Source organism: Streptomyces sp. R33 (assembly GCF_041200175.1).
In the GTDB taxonomy this organism is placed as follows: Bacteria; Actinomycetota; Actinomycetes; order Streptomycetales; family Streptomycetaceae; genus Streptomyces; species Streptomyces katrae_B.
Genome location: NZ_CP165727.1, coordinates 7,519,902 through 7,538,555, shown reverse-complemented (window position 1 = coordinate 7,538,555; position 18,654 = coordinate 7,519,902). Strand labels below are relative to the sequence as shown.

Genomic DNA, 18,654 nt, shown 5'->3' with positions numbered 1-18,654 from the left:
TGCCGCCGCTGCCCTGCCGCCGCCGTCCGGGGGCCCCGCAGTCCAGGGGCGCAGCGGCCCCGATGGTAAAATTTCTCTTTTCACGTCTCACGGAAGGTTCTGCATGAGGAACCCGTCAGCTCACGGGCGTTTCGGCATCAAGGCCGGAGCCAAGGCAGGCCCCAAGGGCGGTGCGAAGTCCGGCGGCAAGACCCCCCGGACCGCCCCCCTGAAGGGCGAGTTCGCGATGCCGAAGACGGTCGAGCCGGCGCTGCCGCCGGTGGAGGCGTTCTCCGAGCTCGACCTGCCCCGTGAGCTGGTGAAGACGATGACCGACCTGGGGGTGACGGAGCCCTTCCCCATCCAGGCGGCCACGCTCCCCAACTCCCTGGCCGGCCGGGACATCCTCGGCCGCGGGCGGACCGGCTCCGGCAAGACCCTGGCCTTCGGTCTCGCCCTGCTGGCCCGTACCGCGGGCCGCAAGGCCGACCCGAAGCGTCCGCTGGCGCTGGTCCTCGTACCGACGCGCGAGCTGGCGCAGCAGGTGACCGAGGCGCTGACGCCGTACGCGCAGGCCCTGGAGCTGCGGATGGCCACGGTGGTCGGCGGGCTGTCGATCGGCAAGCAGGTGAGCGCGCTGCGCACCGGCGCCGAGGTCGTGGTGGCCACCCCCGGGCGCCTCAGCGACCTGGTCGGGCGCCGTGACGTCCACCTGGAGCGGGTGAGGATCACGGTCCTCGACGAGGCCGACCAGATGTGCGACATGGGCTTCATGCCGCAGGTCACCGAGATCCTGGACCAGGTGCACCACGCCGGGCAGCGGATGCTGTTCTCCGCGACCCTGGACCGCAATGTGGACCAGCTCGTGCGGAGCTACCTGAAGGACCCGGTCTCCCACTCCGTCGACCCGTCGGCGGCCTCGGTGAGCACCATGGACCACCACGTGCTGCACATCCACTCCGCCGACAAGTACTCGACGGCCACCGAGATCGCGGCGCGCGAGGGCCGGGTGCTGATGTTCCTGGACACCAAGCACGGCGTGGACCAGTTCGTGAAGCACCTGCGGGCCATGGGCGTACGGGCGGAAGGGCTGCACAGCGGCAAGTCGCAGCCGCAGCGCACGCGGACGCTCGCCCAGTTCAAGACCGGGGCCGTCACGGTCCTCGTCGCGACGAACGTCGCCGCGCGCGGCATCCACATCGACGACCTCGACCTCGTCGTGAACGTGGACCCGCCGGCCGACCACAAGGACTACCTGCACCGGGGCGGCCGTACCGCCCGCGCGGGCGAATCCGGCAAGGTCGTCACCCTGGTCACCCCGAACCAGCGCCGGGACATGGTCCAGCTGATGGCCGACGCCAAGATCCGGCCGGCCACCACCCAGGTCCGCTCCGGCGAGGCCGCGCTGAGCCGGATCACCGGGGCCAGGCCCCCGTCCGGGGTGCCGCTGGCGGGCGCCGAGCCGACCGACGCGAAGGGCCGGCCCTCGGGCTCGGACCTCGGCTTCCGCGGCATCGGCACGCGTCCGGGCCGGCCGGGGGCGGGCAAGGAGTCCCGCAAGACCTCGGAGGCCCGCAAGCTGGCCGAGGCGCGCCGCGCTGCCCGCGTCCGCAGGGGCGGCTGAGACCCGACGCCGACGGTGCCGGCCCCCGGACACGGGGACCGGCACCGTACGTGCGTACGAACGGGGTGGTGCGACCGGGGTCAGCCGCGGCGGCGGCGCCGCCAGGACACGATCGCGCGGGTGATCACCGGCGGGAGCAGGTCCTTGGCCAGCCTGCGCCACGCGGTGCCCGCACGCGGGCGGGGTCCGGGCTGGTGCACGGGCGGCGGCACGGGCGCCGCGACGGGCTCGGGCGCCGGATGCAGCGGCGCGGGGGGCGCCGGCGGGACGGCCCCTTCGTCACCGATGCGGACCAGGGACTGGCCGGCGACGACGTCCACGCCGTGCCACAGGTCCGTACGGCCCTCCAGCCAGCCGAGCAGCGCCGACCGGTAGGGCGCCGGGTCGTCCCAGGTCGCGTACAGCTTCGAAGCGGACACGGCGATCAGGTGCAGCTCGCCGGTGGCCACCGCGGCCCATACGGCGGCGGCGACGCCGGGGCAGTGCTCGGAGCGGTAGTCGTCGAAGACGACCACGGCGCCCGGAGCCGCCACCACGCGCGAGGACGCGATGTCCTGGACGACGTGCTCGTAGAGGTGCGAGGCGTCGATGTGGATGAAGCGGCAGCTCGCCGCGCGCACCCGGTCGGCGACCACGAAGGTCGGTGCCTGGATGACCGTGGGCAGGGCCTCGTGGAAGGCCAGGTAGTTCGTCTCGAACCCCCGGCGGGTGAGCGTGGGGTACGAGTCCTGCATCTCCGCGAGATTGGAGTCGTCCGGCGCGGGCGAGTCGAAGAGGTCACAGACGGTGAACTCCTCTCCCTCCCGCAGATACCCCCCGAGGAAGATCGCGCTCTTCCCCATGAACGCGCCGAGCTCGAGAAGATCGCCCCGCCGACCTGTCTGACCAGCAGCCTCTTCGCCGTTCTGGCGCGTCAGGAACCAGTCGAAAAGCACCTGGTCATAGTCCGAGAACCAGCCCTTGACCTGGCTGTACTCGGTCGGAGCGGGCGGAGCCGGCTCGCCGTCGGGGGTGGTGACGGGAGCTTGGGAAACGTGCGACACGGAGAGCAGCCTCCAGTGGAACGGCATCGGATCAACGCTGATACCCGGCCAGGTAGGCCGACCATAAACCCCCGAACAGCCGTGTGACGAGCGTTCGGTGCAGAGCGGGTAGAACCGCCGGCGCCGTTTTCCCATCTTGCTCCTGGTTGCCCCTTTCTTCCCAGCGGCCCCGGAGGCGCGGCCTCAGCCCGCGATGTTGCGGCGGTGCAGGCGCTGGGCGGCGGTGTTGCGCACGCGGCGGGTGCGGGCCGTGGCGGCGAGCAGGTCGAGGGCCTCGTACGAGGGCAGCGACTGGGCGGCGGTGCGCTGGCACCAGTCGGAGGCCGCGGTGAGCTCGGCGGGCGACCACGGCTCACCGTCGGTGATCGCCTTGAGCAGGGTCCACTCGCGCAGTCGGCGGGCCGGGAAGGCGCGGGGGCCGATCGCGGTGTCCATGGCCCGGGCCCAGCCGGGGAAACCTGCGTCGGTCAGCAGGTGGGCGGCGCGGCGGTCGAGGTGGGTGACCACCGCGCTCTCGGCCATCACCGGGTCGCGATCGCGCAGCACGGCGGCCACGGCGTCCGCCTCGGACCCGACCGTCGTACGGGCCGCGGCGGCCAGGGCGTCGAGGTGGCGGGCGTAGCGCCAGTGGTCGGGCGCGGTGGTGGTCGTGCTCTCGGCGCGGTGCGCCGGGCCGCCCCCCTCGCGTATCTGGTTCTCGCTTCTCCCCATGCCGCCCATTCCACACGACCGCCGTGGACGACCGGTGCGCAGGGGTGCCTCAGCCGGCGCCGGGGGCCTGCTCCTCCCGCGGCTCGCGTGAAGCCGGGCGGCGCGGCCGGCTCCCGGCCGAGGCGGGGTGCGGCCCGTGCCCGTCAGACCTGCTCGAAGTGGAAGGACTTGATGAAGCAGTCGCGGGGCTGGCCGATGGCGAAGAGGATGCAGTCGACCAGCGACTGGGCGGTGAGCGGGTCCCTCGCCGTGCGCGGGGCGCTCTCCCACGCCGGGGACAGCGGGTCGTGGTTGTCGAAGTCCGGCGGGTAGAGGGAGATGACGCGGACGCCCTGGTCGCGCAGCCGGCGCGAGAGGATCTCGGTGAAACCGGCCTGGGCGGACTTGGCGGCGTAGAACGCGTCGTGCGCGTCGGAGCGGTGGTGTCCGGTTTCCCCGCAGCCGGAGATCATCGTCACGATGTCGGGCTTGTCCGAGTTCAGCAGCAGCGGGAGGAAGGCCCTGGTGGCGAGGACGGTGCCGGTGGCGCCCGAGGCGAGGGTGTCGACCACGTCCGCGTCGGATGCGGACAGCAGGTCCGCGCCGTGCTGGTAGCGGGAGCCGTTGTTCACGAGTACGTCGACGCGGTCGGTACGGGCGGCCACCGCGGCGGCGAACTCCCGTACGGAGGCCGGGTCCGTGAGGTCGCACGCGAAGGCGTGGACGCGGTCGGCGGCGTGGCCCTGGGCGAGGACCTCCTCGCGGACGCGCTCGGCGGCCTCGAGGGTGCGCGCGGAGAGGTGGACCTCGGCGCCGCGGGCGGCGAACCGGAGGGCCAGGGTGCGCCCGAAGTCTCGTCCGGCGGCGGTGATGACGACGCGGTGGTGTTCGAGGGTCATGCCGGCGCTCCTGGTTCCGTGGTCGATACACATGATCTCAGGCGCGGTGTACGGCTGTTCGGGCGGGGCGGGCGGGCTCGGCGGGGCGGGCGGCCCGCGGACACGTCGGGGCAGGGGCGGGGCGGGCGGGCCGGCTCCGGACCCCGCCCCGCCGGTTCGTCCGGGCTCAGCCCTCGTGGGTCTCGTACCCGCCCCGCCCCTGGTCCGTGAGGTGCCCGGGCTCGGGCAGCGGAGCCCCGGTCTCCAGCAGGGTCTTGAGGCTCGAGGCGAGCATCGGCCAGGCGCGGCTGCACATGCCGATCAGGGTGCCGCCGGGTTCGAAGCCCTCGTGGAGGATGGTCAGCCGCGCGAGCGTGTCCCCGACGGGTTCGATCTCGTACGTCACCTTCGTACGCCGCTCCTGCGCCAGCTCGGCCCGCAGCTCCTCGGTGATCCCGGCCGACGCCGCCCACTGCGGGGTGAAGGTGTGCCAGGTGTAGGCGAGCCGGCGGTTCGGGACGCAGTCGAGGACCACCTGCTCGGGATCACTGGTCCGGGCCCCGCGCTCTACCCAGTCCATCCTGGATCCCACCGCCCAGTCGGTCTCGAAGCTCAGCCCCCAGTACCGCCGGGTGAAGGCGGGCTCGGTCAGGGCCTGCCAGACCCGGTCGGGATCGGCCTGGACGTACAGGGTGTAGGTGATCGCGCTGTCGCTCATCCCCCCATGCTGCGGGACCGGAACCCGCGGACCCCGGATTTCCCAGGTCGCGGCGGGGGCGCCCGCCGTGCCGCCGCCGGACCCGGGGACGGGCCGGGCGCGGCACGGCCCGTACGCTGCGCCGTACCGGACTCCCGCGCTGGGGACGGGTTCCGGCCGCCGACCGATGAGGAGTTGACGTGGCACCGGCGAACACCCGGGGCATCGCGATGAACCGCCGCCTCGGATTCACCGGCGCCGCATGGACCTACCCCTGAGCCCGTGACGCCCCGCGGGGCCGGTCAGTGGACGTGCAGCGCGACCGCGCAGAGCCCGCGCCCCGCAGCAGCGGCGGACCGCCACACGCGGAGGGGGCCGTCGGTGACGCGCTCCTCGCGTGCGCCGTAGTCCAGCCAGTCCCGGTCGGCGACGCGGGCCCGTTCCCCGGCGACGGCGTGCTCGCCGGGGCTGGTCAGGTCCCGGAACGAGTCGATGGCCTCAACGTGTGCCCGGTCGGTGTACCAGCTGCGGTGGTCCGGCAGCGGGGCGCGCCGCCAGGCCTCCCAGCGGTGGCGCGCGGCCGGGTTCGTGCGGTCGGCCTCGAGGGCCGGCGCGAGGCGTGGCGCGAGGTCCGCGATGACGGAGTCGGGGTGGCTGCTGATCGGTCAGGCGCTGGTGAATCCCATGCCGGTCACGCTACGGGGCACCACCGGCAGGGCCCCGTGGCGTTACCCGCGGGTGCCCCGTTCGGGGAGTTCCGTGAGGGGGGTGCGGGGTGGGTGCGGCAGGGAGAGGTCGGCGCGGGCCGCGTGGACCGCGGCGAGTTCGGCATGTCCGGCCGGGCCCCAGTCGGCGAGTTCGCGGACCTGCTCGGGGGTGGCCAGCAGGCGCGCGTACGCCGGGTCCGCGGCCGGCGGCAGGGAGCCGAGGCGGCCCACGGTACGGGGATGGGCGGCCTCGTCGGCGTAGCGGTAGCCGAGCGGGGTGGAGCCCGCCGCCGGGGGCGGGAGCCGGACGGCGCCGGTGGTGCGGCAGATCAGGAGCAGGACCCGGCCGTCGGGGGCGAACAGCCAGGCCGAGGGCTCCCGTACGGGCAGCGCCGCCGGCACCGGGCCGGGGTGCCAGGTGCCGTGGTGCGGGGTGCGGCGGGTGCGCAGTACCCCGAGCCGGTCCAGCGCGGTCGGCGCGACGGGGCGGCCGTCCTCCAGCAGGGCCGTGCCGCCGCCGTTGATGCGGGCGCGCAGCGCCGACAGGGCGCGGCGGGCGTCGCCCGGGTCCATCAGCGCGGGCAGGTCGGCCGGTTCGGCGAAGTGGACGCCGGTGATCTCCTGGGCGGGGAGGCGGATCGCATCGATCCGGTCGGGGGTCCAGGTGCCGCCGTCGTACACGTACAGGACCTCTCCCGGGAAGCGCATCTCGGGCGGGAAGCCGGGGGTGTCCGCCGGAATCCAGTCCACGGCGAGGCCGTTCGGGTAGCTGCCGTCCACGCCGAGTTCCTCCCGCATCTCGCGGGCCGCGGCGGCCGACGGGGCCTCGCCCGCGTCCACCGCGCCACCGGGCAGCATGCGGTCGGCGCGGTAGTCGACGCTCTGGACGAGGACCCGGCCGTCGGTGTCGGTGACCAGGACGACGGCGCCGGTCCAGAGCGCGGCCCGCGAAGCCCCGTACTCCTGCGGGGTCATCCACGTGCCCGGCCTGCCGCCGTCCTCGTCGGTCACGGCCTCGTCGGTCAGCTGCGGCATCGGAACTCCGTTCCCCGTGGATGGACCCTCTCCCTGTGCAACAGCCCGCACGGCCTGCGGGTTACGCCGCTCGCGCCACCCCGGCCACTGACCGTCGCTTTGCCGCCCCTATACCTCCTTATTACCTTGTTACGCCCTCGTTGGTACGTTCGCGTCGCGGACTGGCGGCCTGGAAACCGCCGGTCCGACCACGTCAACGGACCGACGCCGAGGGGGGACAGAGCCATGCGACGCCCTTCCCGTACCGACACGGGCACGGGCACCGGCACCGGCCGTCTCGCCGCCGTCGACGCCGTCCGCGGGCTCGCCGTCCTCGGGATGTTCGCCGTGCACGTCGGCCCGGGCCCGCGCCCCGAGGGCGCCGGCCACCTGCTCGTCGCGGCCGACGGGCGGGCGCCCGCGCTGTTCACCCTCCTCGCCGGGTTCTCGCTCGCCCTCGCCCAGCGCGGCCGCACCCCCGCGGAGCTGCCGGACGGCTGGGCGCGGCGCTACCGCCCGCTGCTGATCCGCTGTGCGGTCCTGGCCGGGCTGGACCTGCTGCTGGCCGCGCTGTGGCCGGGGATCCTGGTCATCCTGGCCTTCTTCGCGGTCTACTTCCTCGCCGCCGAACCCTTCACCCGGCTGTCCACCCCGGCGCTCACCGCCGTCGCCGGCGTCTGCGTGGCCGCCGGCCCGCTGCTCTCGTTCCTGCTCGGCCCGGTGTTCGGGTCCGAGGCCTCGGGGCGCGGCGCGGTCCCCGAACTCACCGCCCTCGCCGGCTGGGACGGCCTGGGCAGGATGCTGTGCGAGCTGCTGCTCACGGGCGCCTATCCGCTCGCCACGTACTTCCCGTACGTCCTGGTGGGCCTCGCCCTCGGCCGGCTGTGCGATCTGCGGGAACGCCGCGTCGCCCGGCGGATGGCGCTCTGGGGCACGGCCGCCGCAACCGCGGGCTACGGCACCGCCTGGGTGGCCGCCCATGTGCTCGGCGGCCGGGAGCGGCTGCTCGACACGGTCGCGGCCCGCCATCCGGAAGCCCTCGGCGCGGCCGATCCCGTACGCGAGGTGCTGCGCGGGCAGTTCGGAGCCGTGCCCAGCACCTCCTGGGACTGGCTGCTGGTGGCCGATCCGTACAGCCAGACGCCGCTGGAGACGATCGGCAACGCGGGGGTGGGCTGCGCCCTCATCGGGCTCTTCGTGCTCGCCGCGCGCAGCCGGGCGGGCGCGCGGGGGCTGAGGCCGCTCACCGCGCTCGGGACGATGGCCCTCAGCGCGTACGTCCTGCATGCGCTGGTACTGGCCGGACCGGCCCACGGCGCCGCGTCCTGGGGTGCGCTGGCCGGTTTCGCGGGTGTGGCACTGGCGACAGCCTGGGGCCGGCAGCGGTTCTGGGCGGACGGTCCGCTGCACCGGGGGCCGCTGGAACACCTGCTCCGGCTGGCCGCGCAGGGCCGCCCGGCGGCGTCGGTCGTCCGCAGCGCCCCCACTCGTGTGGGTGACGGCGCGTAAGTTCCACCGTCTGTCGTACGGCAGGGTGGGCGGATGCAGTTACGCCGGGGGGCTCTGCCCCTGCCTTTGATCCTCGCCGCGCTGGCGCTGACCGCCGGGTGCGTGACCGTACGGCCGACCGGGCCTGCGGAACCGGCCCCGCCGGCTCCGGCTGTGGACCGGACCGCGGCCCGGGAAACGGCGGTCGGAGCCCTGCCGTTGGGCCGTCTCCCGGCGCCGGAGCCCCCGCCGGCCCCGCCGGCGGCCGAGGCCGAGGCCGAGCCGGAACCGCCCGCCGCGCAGCCGGAGGAGAACCGGCTGCCGCAGCGCCGGACCGGCGGTCGCGCGCCTGCCCGGCCGGCGCACCCCGTGCACCCCGCCCCGGCGCCCAAGCCCCGCAAGCGGCCGCCCGTACGGCCGAAGCCCCGGCCCGCGCAGCCTCGCGCGTACGACATGGCGCCCCTGTGCGAGGCGGCCAAGGGCACGGTCTCCCCGTCGATCGTCGCCCTGTGCCGCTAGTCTTCTGAGTCGGGAATTCTGTTCAGATAGCTGGCGACGCGTTCGAGGATCTCGTCTGCGGTCTTGGTCCAGACGTAGGGCTTGGGGTCGGTGTTCCAAGCGGCGATCCAGTCACGGATGTCCTTCTCGAGGGCCTGGACGGACTTGTGGACGCCTCGCCGTATCTGCTTGTTGGTGAGTTCGGCGAACCATCGCTCCACCAGGTTCAGCCAGGACGACCCGGTCGGCGTGAAGTGCAGGTGGAACCGGGGGTGGCCGAGCAGCCACTTCTTGATGTCCGGCGTCTTGTGGGTGGCGTAGTTGTCGCAGATCAGGTGGACGTCCAGACCGGCAGGCACTTCCTTGTCGAGCTTGACCAGGAACTTCTTGAACTCCTCGGCGCGATGCCGGCGGTGCAGGGAGCCGATCACCTTGCCGGTGGCCACGTTGAGTGCGGCGAACAGGGTGGTCGTGCCGGCGCGGACGTAGTCGTGCGTTGACCGCTCCGGGACTCCTGGCATCATCGGCAGCACTGGCTGGGACCGGTCCAGGGCCTGGATCTGCGATTTCTCATCCACGCAGAACACCAGCGCCCGCTCGGGAGGGTCCAGGTAGAGGCCGACGACATCGTGGACCTTGTCGACGAAGTAGGGATCGGTCGACAGCTTGAACGTCTCCGACCGGTGCGGCTGCAGGCCGAACGCCCGCCAGATCCGTGAGACCGAGGACTGGGACAGGCCCATTTCCTTCGCCATCGACCGCGTCGACCAGTGCGTTGCGTTCTTCGGCGTGGACTCCAACGTCCTGGTGACCACTGCGGCCACCTGCTCATCCGTCACCGACCTGGGGCCGCCGGAACGCGGCATGTCTCCCAGGCCCGCGATCCGGTACTGCACGAAACGGGCCCGCCAACGGCCGACCGCATGAGGCGTCGATCCGAGACGGACGGCCACATCCTTGTTCGAGACGCCCTCGGCGCAGGCCAGGATGATCCGGCACCTCAAAGCCCACGCCTGCGGCGTGGAACGACGCCGCACCCACCCCTCCAGTGCGGCCCGTTCCTCGTCCGACAGCGTCAACTCGGCCTTCGGCCGCCCCATCCGCGCCATAGGCCAAGCCTACACATCTGAACAGAACTCAAGACTCAGAAGACTAGGGGGTGTCGTCAAAGTCCCGTCTGGCCGGCGGGGTCTGGCACGCGCGCTCGCCGCGTTGTCGTCGGTCGACGACGCGAGCGTCGCCTCCCTCCTCCGCCTTGCGATCACACGCACCAGACCCCGCCGGCCCCGCCCTCACGGGCGGACGACGCTACTTTGACGACACCCCCTAGTGTCCTGAGTCGGAGATTCGTCGTTGGTCTGGTGTGAGTCGTCCTGGACCGAAGATCCCGCCGGTGGTGCTGTCCGATCCCGAGCGGGCGATATTGCAGTCGTGGGTACGTCGTCGTTCGAGTGCCCAGTCGTTGGCGTTGCGGTCACGGATCGTCCTGGAGAGTGCGGACGGTCACGCGATCGCGGAAGTCGCCCGACGGCTGGGCATCACCACGGACACGGTCCGGGCCTGGCGCCGGCGCTTTCTGGAACGCCGTCTGGATGGCCTGTGCGACGAGCCGCGGCCAGGCGTCCCACGGAAGATCACCGACGCGGACGTCGAACGGGTCATCGTGAAGACGTTGGAAGAAACACCGAAGGACGCGACCCACTGGTCAACGCGGTCGATGGCGGCGGCGACCGGGATGTCCCAATCGGCGATCTCACGGATCTGGCGGGCATTCTCCCTCCAGCCGCACCGGGCCGAGACGTTCAAGCTGTCCAAGGACCCGCTGTTCATCGACAAGGTCCGTGACGTGGTCGGCCTGTATCTCGACCCGCCGGAGCGGGCCCTGGTGCTGTGCGTGGACGAGAAGTCGCAGATCCAGGCCCTGGACCGGTCCCAGCCGGTCTTGCCGATGATGCCCGGGGTGCCCGAACGCCGCAGCCACGACTACGTCCGCGCGGGCACCACCACCCTCTTCGCCGCCCTGGACACCGCCACCGGCAAGGTCATCGGCTCACTTCACCGACGCCACCGTGCCGTGGAGTTCAAGAAGTTCCTTGCCAAGCTCGACAAGGAAGTGCCCGTCGGCCTTGAGGTCCACCTGATCCTGGACAACTACGTCACACACAAGGTTCCGGCCGTCAAGAAGTGGCTTGCTGCACATCCGCGCTTCCACCTGCACTTCACCCCGACCGGATCCTCCTGGCTGAATCTGGTCGAGCGGTGGTTCGCCGAACTCACCACGAAGAAGCTCCGCCGCGGCGTCCACCGCTCCGTCCAGGCCCTCGAACGCGACATCCGGACCTGGCTCGCCGACTGGAACGAGCACCCCCGACCCTTCGTCTGGACGAAGACAGCCGACGAGATCCTCGACAAACTCGCCGCTTACTGCCGACGAATCTCCGACTCAGGACACTAGGGGGGCCGCTCCGGATCATCCGAGTAGCCCCGGCCCCGCTGCCGGGTGTCGGCGGGGCCCGTTCGCTTGGATGGGCGGCGCGGGTCCGACCCGGGGCCCGTACCGCCTCCACCCCCAGGGAGTCGTCATGGCGAAGATCGCCCTGTTCGGCGCGACCGGCACCATCGGAGCCCTCGTGCTGCGCGAAGCGCTCCGGCGCGGCCACGAGGTCACGGCGGTCGTACGCGACCCCGCGAAGCTCGCGGATCTTGGCGCCGAGGTGCTGCGCGGCGACGTCCTCGACCCGCACTCCGTCGCCGAGGCGGCTGCCGGCCGGGACGTGGTCGTCAGCGCGATCGGCCCCGGGTCCGGGGATCCGGGCGTGCTCGTCACCGCCGCCAAGTCCCTGATCGGCGGCCTCTGCACGCTCGACCCGCAGACCCCGCGGCCCCGTGTGATCGTCGTGGGCGGGGCGGGCTCGCTGCGCACCCCCGAGGGCCCGCTGGTCTGGCAGGCGCCGGGCGTCCCGGAGCCGGTCCGGGCGCTCATGCACGCCCACGGGGAGGCGCTGGACTTCCTGCGGACCGTGCCCGTGGAGGAGGTGCGCTGGACCTGCCTGAGCCCCGCCGCGCAGATCGGTCCGGGAGAGCGCACGGGCACGTACCGGCTGGCCCTCGACGATCTGATCGTGGACGAGGACGGTCGCAGCCACATCTCGGCCGAGGACTACGCCGTGGCGCTGGTCGACGAGATCGAGCGCGACGCGCATCCGGGCCTGCGGTTCACCATCGGCTACTGAACGGGTGGCAGGCCCTGCACGTCCCCCGCGTACATCGCCGTGAGTTCGGCGCCGATCCGGGCCAGCCACTGCCTCACCTCCGGTGGCTCCAGCACCTCGACTCCCGCCCCCAGCCCGGCCAGGTGGCCGGCCAGCGCCTTGGGGGCCGGGCCGTCGACCCAGACCTCGGTCCAGCCGTCGGGCAGCGGGCCGCCGACGCGTACCCGGCCGCCGAGGAACCGCTGCAGCAGGGCCAGCGTGTCGGGGTGGACGCGGGCCGCGCGGTCACCGCGTACATGCCGTCCTGGAAGGCCCCGGACAGTTCCCGCCAGGCCGTGGCGAGGTCGAAGCCGGGCGGCCGGACGACGGGTTCGCCGGTCGGCTCGACGGAGCGGACCCGGCTGAGCCGGAAGGTGCGCAGGCCGTTCTCCGTACCGGCGACGAGGTAGTCGACCCCCGCCTTGGCGACGAGCCCGAGGGGGTCGACCGTACGCTCGCCGGCCGGCTTGCCGACGCCCGCGTACCCGAGGCGGACGCGGATGCCGTCGACGACGGCGCCCTGGAGCGCGGAGCGGTGGGCGGCATCGGCGGTGACGGCGTTGCGGGACCAGTCCGTGGCGTCGACGACTCCGGCGCGGGTGGCGGCCTCGGCCTCCGCCCGCAGGGTGGACGGCAGGGCCCGGACCAGCTTGCGCAGGGTGGTCCGCAGTTCGGGGGTGGCCGCCATCGGCCCGGTGACGAGGAAGAGCGCCCGGATCTCGTCGGCGGTCAGCCCGGTGAGGTTGGTACGGGCGCCGCCGACGAGGGACCAGCCGCCGCCGCGGCCGCGCTGCGAGTAGACGGGGATGCCGGACGCGGCCAGGGCCTCGAGATCGCGGCGGGCGGTGCGCTGGGACACCTCCAGTTCGGCGGCCACCTCGGGGACGGTGACGCGGCCGCGCTCCTGGAGGAACAGCAGGGTCGCCACCAGCCGGTCGGCTCTCATGTCCCGTACCCCTTCCCTGCCCGCGCCCCGGGCGTTTTCGTCGTTGCCGTTCATTCTCCTCGGGAAACTGGCCAGAAGATGGCCAGTTCAGCTTCCAGGATGAACACATGACCGAGATCACGCAGCTCACCGAGACCCCGTCCGCCACCACCACCTTCGACCCGCGACTCGACCTCGCCGCGGCCGTCGAGCTGGCGGGCCGCACCCTTGCCGCCGTCCGGCCCGACCAGTACGACGCCCCCACCCCGTGCGACGAGTTCGACGTCCGGCGGCTCTCGAGCCACCTCGTCGCCGTCGTCCGCCGGATCGCGGTGATCGGGCGCGGCGAGGACCCGTTCAGCGTCCCGTCCTTCGCCGACGAGCTCGCCGACGGCGCCTGGGCGGCGGCCTGGGAGCCGGGTGCCCGCGCGGTCGCCGAGGTGTGGGCGGACCCGGCCGTCCTCGGCCGGCAGCTGCGCCTGCCGATGGGTGTACTGCCGGGCGCGGCCGCCGCGGCCGTCTACACCCACGAACTCACCGTGCACACCTGGGACCTGGCCAGGGCGACCGGACAGCACCCGGAATGGGACGCGGCCCTGATCGAGCGGGTGATCGCCGTCGTACGCCGCGCACTGCCGGCCGAAACCCGCGGGGGGCGGATCCCGTTCGCCGAGGCCGTGCCGGTGGACGCGGGTGCCCCCGCCATCGACCGGCTGGTGGCCTGGGCGGGGCGGCGGCCCTGACAGCCCGGGCGGCCCCGCGCGGGGGTTATTGATTGGATGCCCCGGCCCCGGATACCTAGAGTGACGACGCACCCCGTCGTCGAGCAGGAGCCGGCCATGCGCACCCACTACCCCCGTACGCCGCATCTGCCCTGGTCCCCCGGGCAGGCGGCGGACGACGTGCGCGCCGCCGGGCTCGCGGGGCTGACCGGGCGCGAGGTCGTCGTCACCGAGAAGCTCGACGGGGAGAACACGACCCTGTACGCGGACGGCCTGCACGCGCGCTCGCTCGACTCGGGCCACCACCCCTCGCGGGCCTGGGTCAAGGGCCTCCAGAGCCGGATCGGCGCGGGCATACCGGGCGGGTGGCGGGTGTGCGGGGAGAACCTGTACGCCCGCCACTCGATCCCCTACGAGGACCTCGACAGCTGGTTCTACGGCTTCTCGGTGTGGGACGGCGAGCACTGCCTGGACTGGGACCGGACCGTGAGCTTCCTGCACGGCCTCGGGGTGCCGACCCCGAAGGTGCTCTGGCGGGGCGTCTTCGACGAGCGCGCACTGCGCAGGCTGCGGCTCGACACCGCACGGCAGGAGGGCTACGTCGTACGGACGGTGGCCGGCTTCACGCGCGACGACTTCGGGCGGTACGTCGCCAAATGGGTGCGCGGTGGCCACGTGCAGACCGACACCCACTGGATGTACGCGCAGGTGGTCCCGAACGGGCTCGGTCCGCAGGCCCCGCTGTGGTCGGTGCGCTCGGGCTCCGAGCCCGATACGGCGGAGCTGAAGGCCGCCCTCGGCCTGGATCCCGCAGCCGGTCCCGTGCCCGATGCCGCACCCGGTGCCGCACCCGATCGGGTGCCCGAAGCCGCAGTCGCGCCGGTCGTCGCCGAAGTGGCGGGCCGGCTCGACGCGTCGGGCCGCACGGGTGAGGACCGGCTGGCCGGCGTACTGGCCGCCGTACTGCACCGCGCTCCGCGGGCCCGGATCGGGGCGCGGCTGGCTGCGGGGCCGCTCGGGATGCCGCTCGCCCGGCGGGTCGCGGACCTGGTCGGGCTGTACCCGTCGCTGCAGCGGCCGTTCCCGGACGAGGGGCGGCGGGCCGGCCTGGTCCGGATGGCCGTCGCCGCCGATCTCGGGGTGCTGCACGCGCTCGCCGGGGCGGCGGCCGCGGGGGACGCCGGGGCGCGGGAGTGCGTGGAGTGGTCCGCGCTGTACGCCGAGGAGGCGGGGCTGCTCGGCCCCGACCCGCTGGGTCCGCTGCGCGCCGGGCTGCGGGAGGCCCTCGGCGGACTCGGCGCGGACGCGGCGGACCGGTGCTGGGCGGAGGCCCGGGAGGCGTTCGCGCGGGGCAGGATCTCCACCGCCGAGGAGGCGGTGGCCGCGACCTGGCAGTGGCGTGACGGCGCCTTCCCCCGGCTGGTGCAGCTGTGCGGGCCGTCGGGCAGCGGGAAGAGCACGTACGCCCGGAACCTGCCGGGCGTGGCCGCGTACATCGGTCTCGACGACCTGCGCACCGCCCGGGGTTCCCGCGCCGACCAGCGGGCCAATGCGGACGTGCTGCGCGAGGGCCTGGACCGGCTGAACGCCGCGCTGGCCGCCGCGGCGCGCACCGGCGGCACGGTGGTGTGGGACGCCACCTCCCTCACCGAGCAGCAGCGGGGCCTGGTGGGCGCGGTCGCGCAGCGCCGCGACGCGCTGGTGACCCAGGCCGTGGTGCTGGTCGAGGAGGCGGAGCTGGTCCGGCGCAACGCCGTGCGGCCCCATCCCGTACCGCCGCAGGTGCTGGCCACCCAGCTGCACCGGTTCAGCCCGCCGTACCCGGGTCACGGGCCCGGGCACCGCACCTGGTACGTCGGGGCGGGCGGGACCGTGCAGGACACGGCCGGAACCATCGGGACGACCGCAGTGACACCGGCGGCTGCTGCGGCAGGGGGCGAGCACGGCTGATGCGTACCAGTGAGGAGCTCTACCACCAGGTCCGCTGGGACCCCCGCTTCGACCCGGCGCGCTTCGTGTTCGGGCTGCACCAGCGCGGCGCGCCGCCGAAGCGGATCCCGCTGCACTCCTTCGTGCCCGGCGGCGACATCCCCTGGCACCGGGTGCTGTTCGTCGAGGCGGACGGCGAGCTCGTCTGGGACCGGGCGAGCGGCGTGGACCGGATCGACTCCACCGAGGCGGGCCGGATCCGCGAACCGCGGCTGCTGCGGGCCCCGTTCTTCACCGCCCGGACCCCGCACGCCTGGGATCCGGCGGGCGGCGGCGCCTGGCGGCCGACCGGCGGGTCTGCGTCGCTCGGCCCCGGGCCGACCCGGTTGCGGCTGCTGACCTGGAACACCCTGTGGGACCGGTACGACGCCCCGCGCATCGACACCGCCCGGCGCAGGCCGATGCTGCTGGCCGACCTGGCGGCCGCCGACGCCGACGTGATCGCCCTGCAGGAGGTCGAACCCGCCCTGCTCGGCATGCTGCTGGCGGAGTCGTGGGTGCGGGCCGGATACACGCTGGGCGCCGATCCGCGCGGCAAGGACGTCGCCGCCACCGGGTTGCTGGTGCTGAGCCGGCTGCCCGTACGGGAGGCGGGGCTGCACCTGCTGGGGCCGCACAAGGCGGTCGCAGCGGTGACGGTGGACACCGCGAGCGGTCCCCTCGTCGTGGCCTGCCTGCATCTGACGAGCGACCACACGGAGAACGGCGCCGGGCGGCGGAGCGTCGAACTGGCCCGGATCGCCGAGGGCTTGAGCGGCATCGAGGCGGATGCCGTGCTGCTCGGCGACTTCAACGACGGCCGCTCCGGGCCGGAGGGACCGGCGGCCGCACTCGGCGTGCAGGACACGTGGAGCGAGGTGCACGGGGCGCTCGACGCCACGCCGACCTTCGACCCGGCGGCCAATCCGCTGGCCGCGGTGGGCTCGCTGTCGGGGCGGGCCGCGCGGCTGGACCGGGTCCTGCTGCGCTCGGCGCGGGCGCGGGTGCGGGAGGCCGTCCTGCGGGGCGACACCCCCGGTCCGGAGGGGCTGTTCATCTCCGACCACTTCGGGGTGGAGGCGGTGGTGGACTTCGCCGGGCGGGAGGCCGGGCGCGCGGTGCTCGACGTACGGGCGACAGCGCGGACGGCGGTGGCGTGGCTGCCGCCGCACGATCCGGCGGTCGAGGCGCTGCGCCGGGAGCACGACCCGGCGGTCCACCGCTGGCCGGCGCACGTGAACCTGCTGTTCGGCTTCGTACCGGAGTCCTCGTTCGAGGAGGCGCTGCCGCTGCTGGCCGAGGTGGCCGCGCAGACAGCGCCGTTCACGGCCCGGCCGGCCGGGGTGCACAGTTTCGGGCACCGCGAGGACGCCACGCTGTGGCTGGACCCGGCGGCGGGCGGCGACGCGCCGTGGCAGCGGCTGCGGCAGGAGCTCGCCGAGCGGTTCCCGGGGTGCCGCGGGCGCGACGGCTTCACCCCGCACCTGACGCTGGGGCGCAGCCGGGATCCGCAGCGGGCCCTGGCCGAGTTCGCCGCGCGGCTCGGCGGATCCGGCCCGGGGGCGTCGGTCCGGGTCGGTGAGCTCGCGGTGCTGTCACGGCGCGGGGACGGGCCGATGCAGGTACGGGCGACGGTGGACCTCGGCACCGGCAGCTGGCGGTGGGCGCAGGAGCCGGAACCGGAACCGGGACCGGCGGCCCTGCACGAAGCGGCATCCGCACGCGATGCGGAAGCCGGGTTCCTCACCGCACGGATCGCGGAGGCGCTCGGTGACGGCGTGGTGCACCTCGCCGGATCCCGCCGGATGGGCTGCGCCCTGCCCGGGGCCGACCTCGACCTGGTCGCGGCCCTGCCGGGCACGGTCGGGATCGCGGAGGTACGGGAGCGCATCGCGGCAGCGGTCCCGGAGGCCGAGGGGCTGCGGGAGGTGAAGGGCGCGCGGGTACCCGGGCTGCGGCTGCGTGCGGCCGGACTGGACGTGGACCTGGTGGTCGTCGCCACGGGCGCGGTGGACCCGGCGCAGGCGGTGGAACGGCGGGCGGAGCTCGGCGAGGCGGCCGCGATCGCGCTCAGCGCGGTGAGCGACGCCGATGCGGTACGGGACTTCGCGGGCCGCGACCGGCAGACGGCGTTCGCCGGGCTGGCCCGGCAGGTGAAGGCGTGGGCCCGGTCCCGGGGGCTGGACTCGGCGCCGTTCGGCGGACTGCCGGGGGTGGCCTGGGCCGTACTGGCGGCGCGTACGGTCCGCGAAGCCGCCGACCTGTCCCCCGCGGCCCTGCTCCGGGAGTTCTTCGGCACCTGGGCGGCCTGGGACTGGCGCGACCCGGTCACCCTGACGCCCCCGGCCTCGTCGGCGACCCCGCCTGCGCACCCGGACCTGGACCCCGTCACCGTCCTCACGCCCTCCGCACCGGCCCGCAGCTGCACGACCCAGGTCGGCCCGGGGCTGCGCGACCTGCTCGGCCGGGAGCTGTACCGGACGTGGGAACTCCTGGAAGCGGAGTCCCGGGCCCTGTCCCTGGGGACCCCGCCGCTGCACCGCCGGCACGCGGCGTGGGCCGTGGTGACCGTACGGGCCGACGCGCCCCGGGAGTTCGAGGAGCAGCTGGGCCGGGCGCGGGGCCGGATGCGTGCGCTGCTCGGTGCGCTTGCGGAGGCCGGTGTCCGGGACGTGCACGCCTGGCCGCGGCCCTTCGCGGCCTCCCCGGTCTCGGCGCGGTACGCGATCGGGCTGGGCGCGAGCCCGCCGGATGCGGCCGGTCTCGCCAGGCTCGCGGACCGCTGGTCCGCCGGCCTCGCGGGCGTCGAGGTCGCCTGGGCGGAGTGCGGAGCGGTCCCTCCCCTCGGGTGACGCTTCCCGCCCGCGCCCTGACGACAACTAACGAACACAAGGCAGCATCCACCCTCCGGACCGGGCCACTCTCCGAAGACGGCCGGGCTCTGTCCCGCCCGGCGGGCGGGGCGGGACAGAGCGGCCTGAAATCTCAGTAGAGTCCTGCCGTCTTTTTTCGTCAACACTTTTCACAAGGATTGAAGAAACTGCGAGTTCACAGGCCCCACGGGCAATTGACACTCCCTCAGACCTTCACTTCATGAACGCGGAAACCCTTGACGGCCCTCGTGGCGGGCAGTTCACTCACGCTTCGGTCCCCCCGGATACACGACGTCA

The 18,654-nt window shown here is 74.0% G+C and carries 15 protein-coding genes and 1 pseudogene; 8 read left to right on the top strand and 8 right to left on the bottom strand.

Annotation, left to right across the window (positions count from 1 at the left end; translation table 11 throughout):
• The first annotated feature begins 103 nt into the window (after positions 1–103).
• Complete coding sequence (locus AB5J51_RS34630; RefSeq protein ID WP_369779457.1) at positions 104–1,603, top strand: DEAD/DEAH box helicase; 1,500 nt, start codon at positions 104–106, stop codon at positions 1,601–1,603.
• A gap of 80 nt (positions 1,604–1,683) precedes the next feature.
• Here the strand turns inward: AB5J51_RS34630 and AB5J51_RS34625 are convergent, their stop codons facing one another.
• The 5 genes from AB5J51_RS34625 to AB5J51_RS34605 form a co-directional block, all read right to left on the bottom strand.
• Positions 1,684–2,673: a class I SAM-dependent methyltransferase gene (locus AB5J51_RS34625; protein WP_078987907.1), complete on the bottom strand. Its 990-nt coding sequence runs from the start codon at positions 2,671–2,673 to the stop codon at positions 1,684–1,686.
• Between the two features lie 156 nt (positions 2,674–2,829).
• Positions 2,830–3,357: a hypothetical protein gene (locus AB5J51_RS34620; protein ID WP_107093680.1), complete on the bottom strand. Its 528-nt coding sequence runs from the start codon at positions 3,355–3,357 to the stop codon at positions 2,830–2,832.
• Positions 3,358–3,500: 143 nt separating this feature from the next.
• Entirely contained in the window at positions 3,501–4,235 is a 735-nt protein-coding gene (locus AB5J51_RS34615; RefSeq protein WP_369779456.1) for an SDR family oxidoreductase, read from the bottom strand.
• Positions 4,236–4,401: 166 nt separating this feature from the next.
• A complete protein-coding gene (locus tag AB5J51_RS34610; RefSeq protein ID WP_053787224.1) occupies positions 4,402–4,932 on the bottom strand; it encodes an SRPBCC family protein in 531 nt (176 codons plus the stop codon).
• Positions 4,933–5,639: 707 nt separating this feature from the next.
• A complete protein-coding gene (locus tag AB5J51_RS34605) occupies positions 5,640–6,653 on the bottom strand; it encodes an NUDIX domain-containing protein (protein WP_369779454.1) in 1,014 nt (337 codons plus the stop codon).
• A gap of 225 nt (positions 6,654–6,878) precedes the next feature.
• Between AB5J51_RS34605 and AB5J51_RS34600 the strand changes: the two genes are divergently transcribed.
• Positions 6,879–8,141, top strand: coding sequence for an acyltransferase family protein (locus AB5J51_RS34600; protein WP_369779452.1), 1,263 nt, complete (start codon positions 6,879–6,881; stop codon positions 8,139–8,141).
• 33 nt (positions 8,142–8,174) lie between these two features.
• Positions 8,175–8,639: a hypothetical protein gene (locus tag AB5J51_RS34595; RefSeq protein ID WP_369779450.1), complete on the top strand. Its 465-nt coding sequence runs from the start codon at positions 8,175–8,177 to the stop codon at positions 8,637–8,639.
• Here the strand turns inward: AB5J51_RS34595 and AB5J51_RS34590 are convergent.
• Positions 8,636–9,718, bottom strand: a complete 1,083-nt coding sequence (locus tag AB5J51_RS34590; RefSeq protein ID WP_369780364.1) for an IS630 family transposase — start codon at positions 9,716–9,718, stop codon at positions 8,636–8,638. The genes AB5J51_RS34595 and AB5J51_RS34590 overlap by 4 nt on opposite strands.
• Before the next feature lie 263 nt (positions 9,719–9,981).
• Between AB5J51_RS34590 and AB5J51_RS34585 the strand changes: the two genes are divergently transcribed.
• Together AB5J51_RS34585 and AB5J51_RS34580 are read left to right on the top strand one after the other, a co-directional pair.
• Positions 9,982–11,073 carry an IS630 family transposase gene (locus AB5J51_RS34585; protein WP_369779449.1) on the top strand — a complete coding sequence of 364 codons (1,092 nt, stop codon included), beginning with the start codon at positions 9,982–9,984 and terminating at the stop codon, positions 11,071–11,073.
• Between the two features lie 127 nt (positions 11,074–11,200).
• Positions 11,201–11,851 carry an NAD(P)-dependent oxidoreductase gene (locus tag AB5J51_RS34580; RefSeq protein WP_133898919.1) on the top strand — a complete coding sequence of 217 codons (651 nt, stop codon included), beginning with the start codon at positions 11,201–11,203 and terminating at the stop codon, positions 11,849–11,851.
• Here AB5J51_RS34580 and AB5J51_RS34575 read toward each other — a convergent pair.
• Positions 11,845–12,087: a WYL domain-containing protein gene (locus tag AB5J51_RS34575; RefSeq protein ID WP_369780363.1), complete on the bottom strand. Its 243-nt coding sequence runs from the start codon at positions 12,085–12,087 to the stop codon at positions 11,845–11,847. The two genes, AB5J51_RS34580 and AB5J51_RS34575, sit on opposite strands and share 7 nt — an antisense overlap.
• Before the next feature lie 125 nt (positions 12,088–12,212).
• Positions 12,213–12,815: pseudogene (locus AB5J51_RS34570) on the bottom strand (helix-turn-helix transcriptional regulator); the annotation flags it as partial.
• 107 nt (positions 12,816–12,922) lie between these two features.
• Between AB5J51_RS34570 and AB5J51_RS34565 the strand changes: the two are divergent.
• The 3 genes from AB5J51_RS34565 (at position 12,923) to AB5J51_RS34555 (ending at position 18,336) form a co-directional block, all read left to right on the top strand.
• A complete protein-coding gene (locus tag AB5J51_RS34565; protein WP_369779447.1) occupies positions 12,923–13,537 on the top strand; it encodes a TIGR03086 family metal-binding protein in 615 nt (204 codons plus the stop codon).
• 96 nt (positions 13,538–13,633) lie between these two features.
• The gene (locus tag AB5J51_RS34560) at positions 13,634–15,466 is read left to right on the top strand and encodes an RNA ligase family protein (protein ID WP_369780362.1); all 1,833 of its coding nucleotides are present in this window, start codon (positions 13,634–13,636) and stop codon (positions 15,464–15,466) included.
• The gene (locus AB5J51_RS34555; protein WP_369779446.1) at positions 15,466–18,336 is read left to right on the top strand and encodes a poly(A) polymerase; all 2,871 of its coding nucleotides are present in this window, start codon (positions 15,466–15,468) and stop codon (positions 18,334–18,336) included. Before AB5J51_RS34560 ends, AB5J51_RS34555 begins: the two co-directional genes overlap by 1 nt.
• The last annotated feature ends 318 nt before the right edge of the window (positions 18,337–18,654 follow it).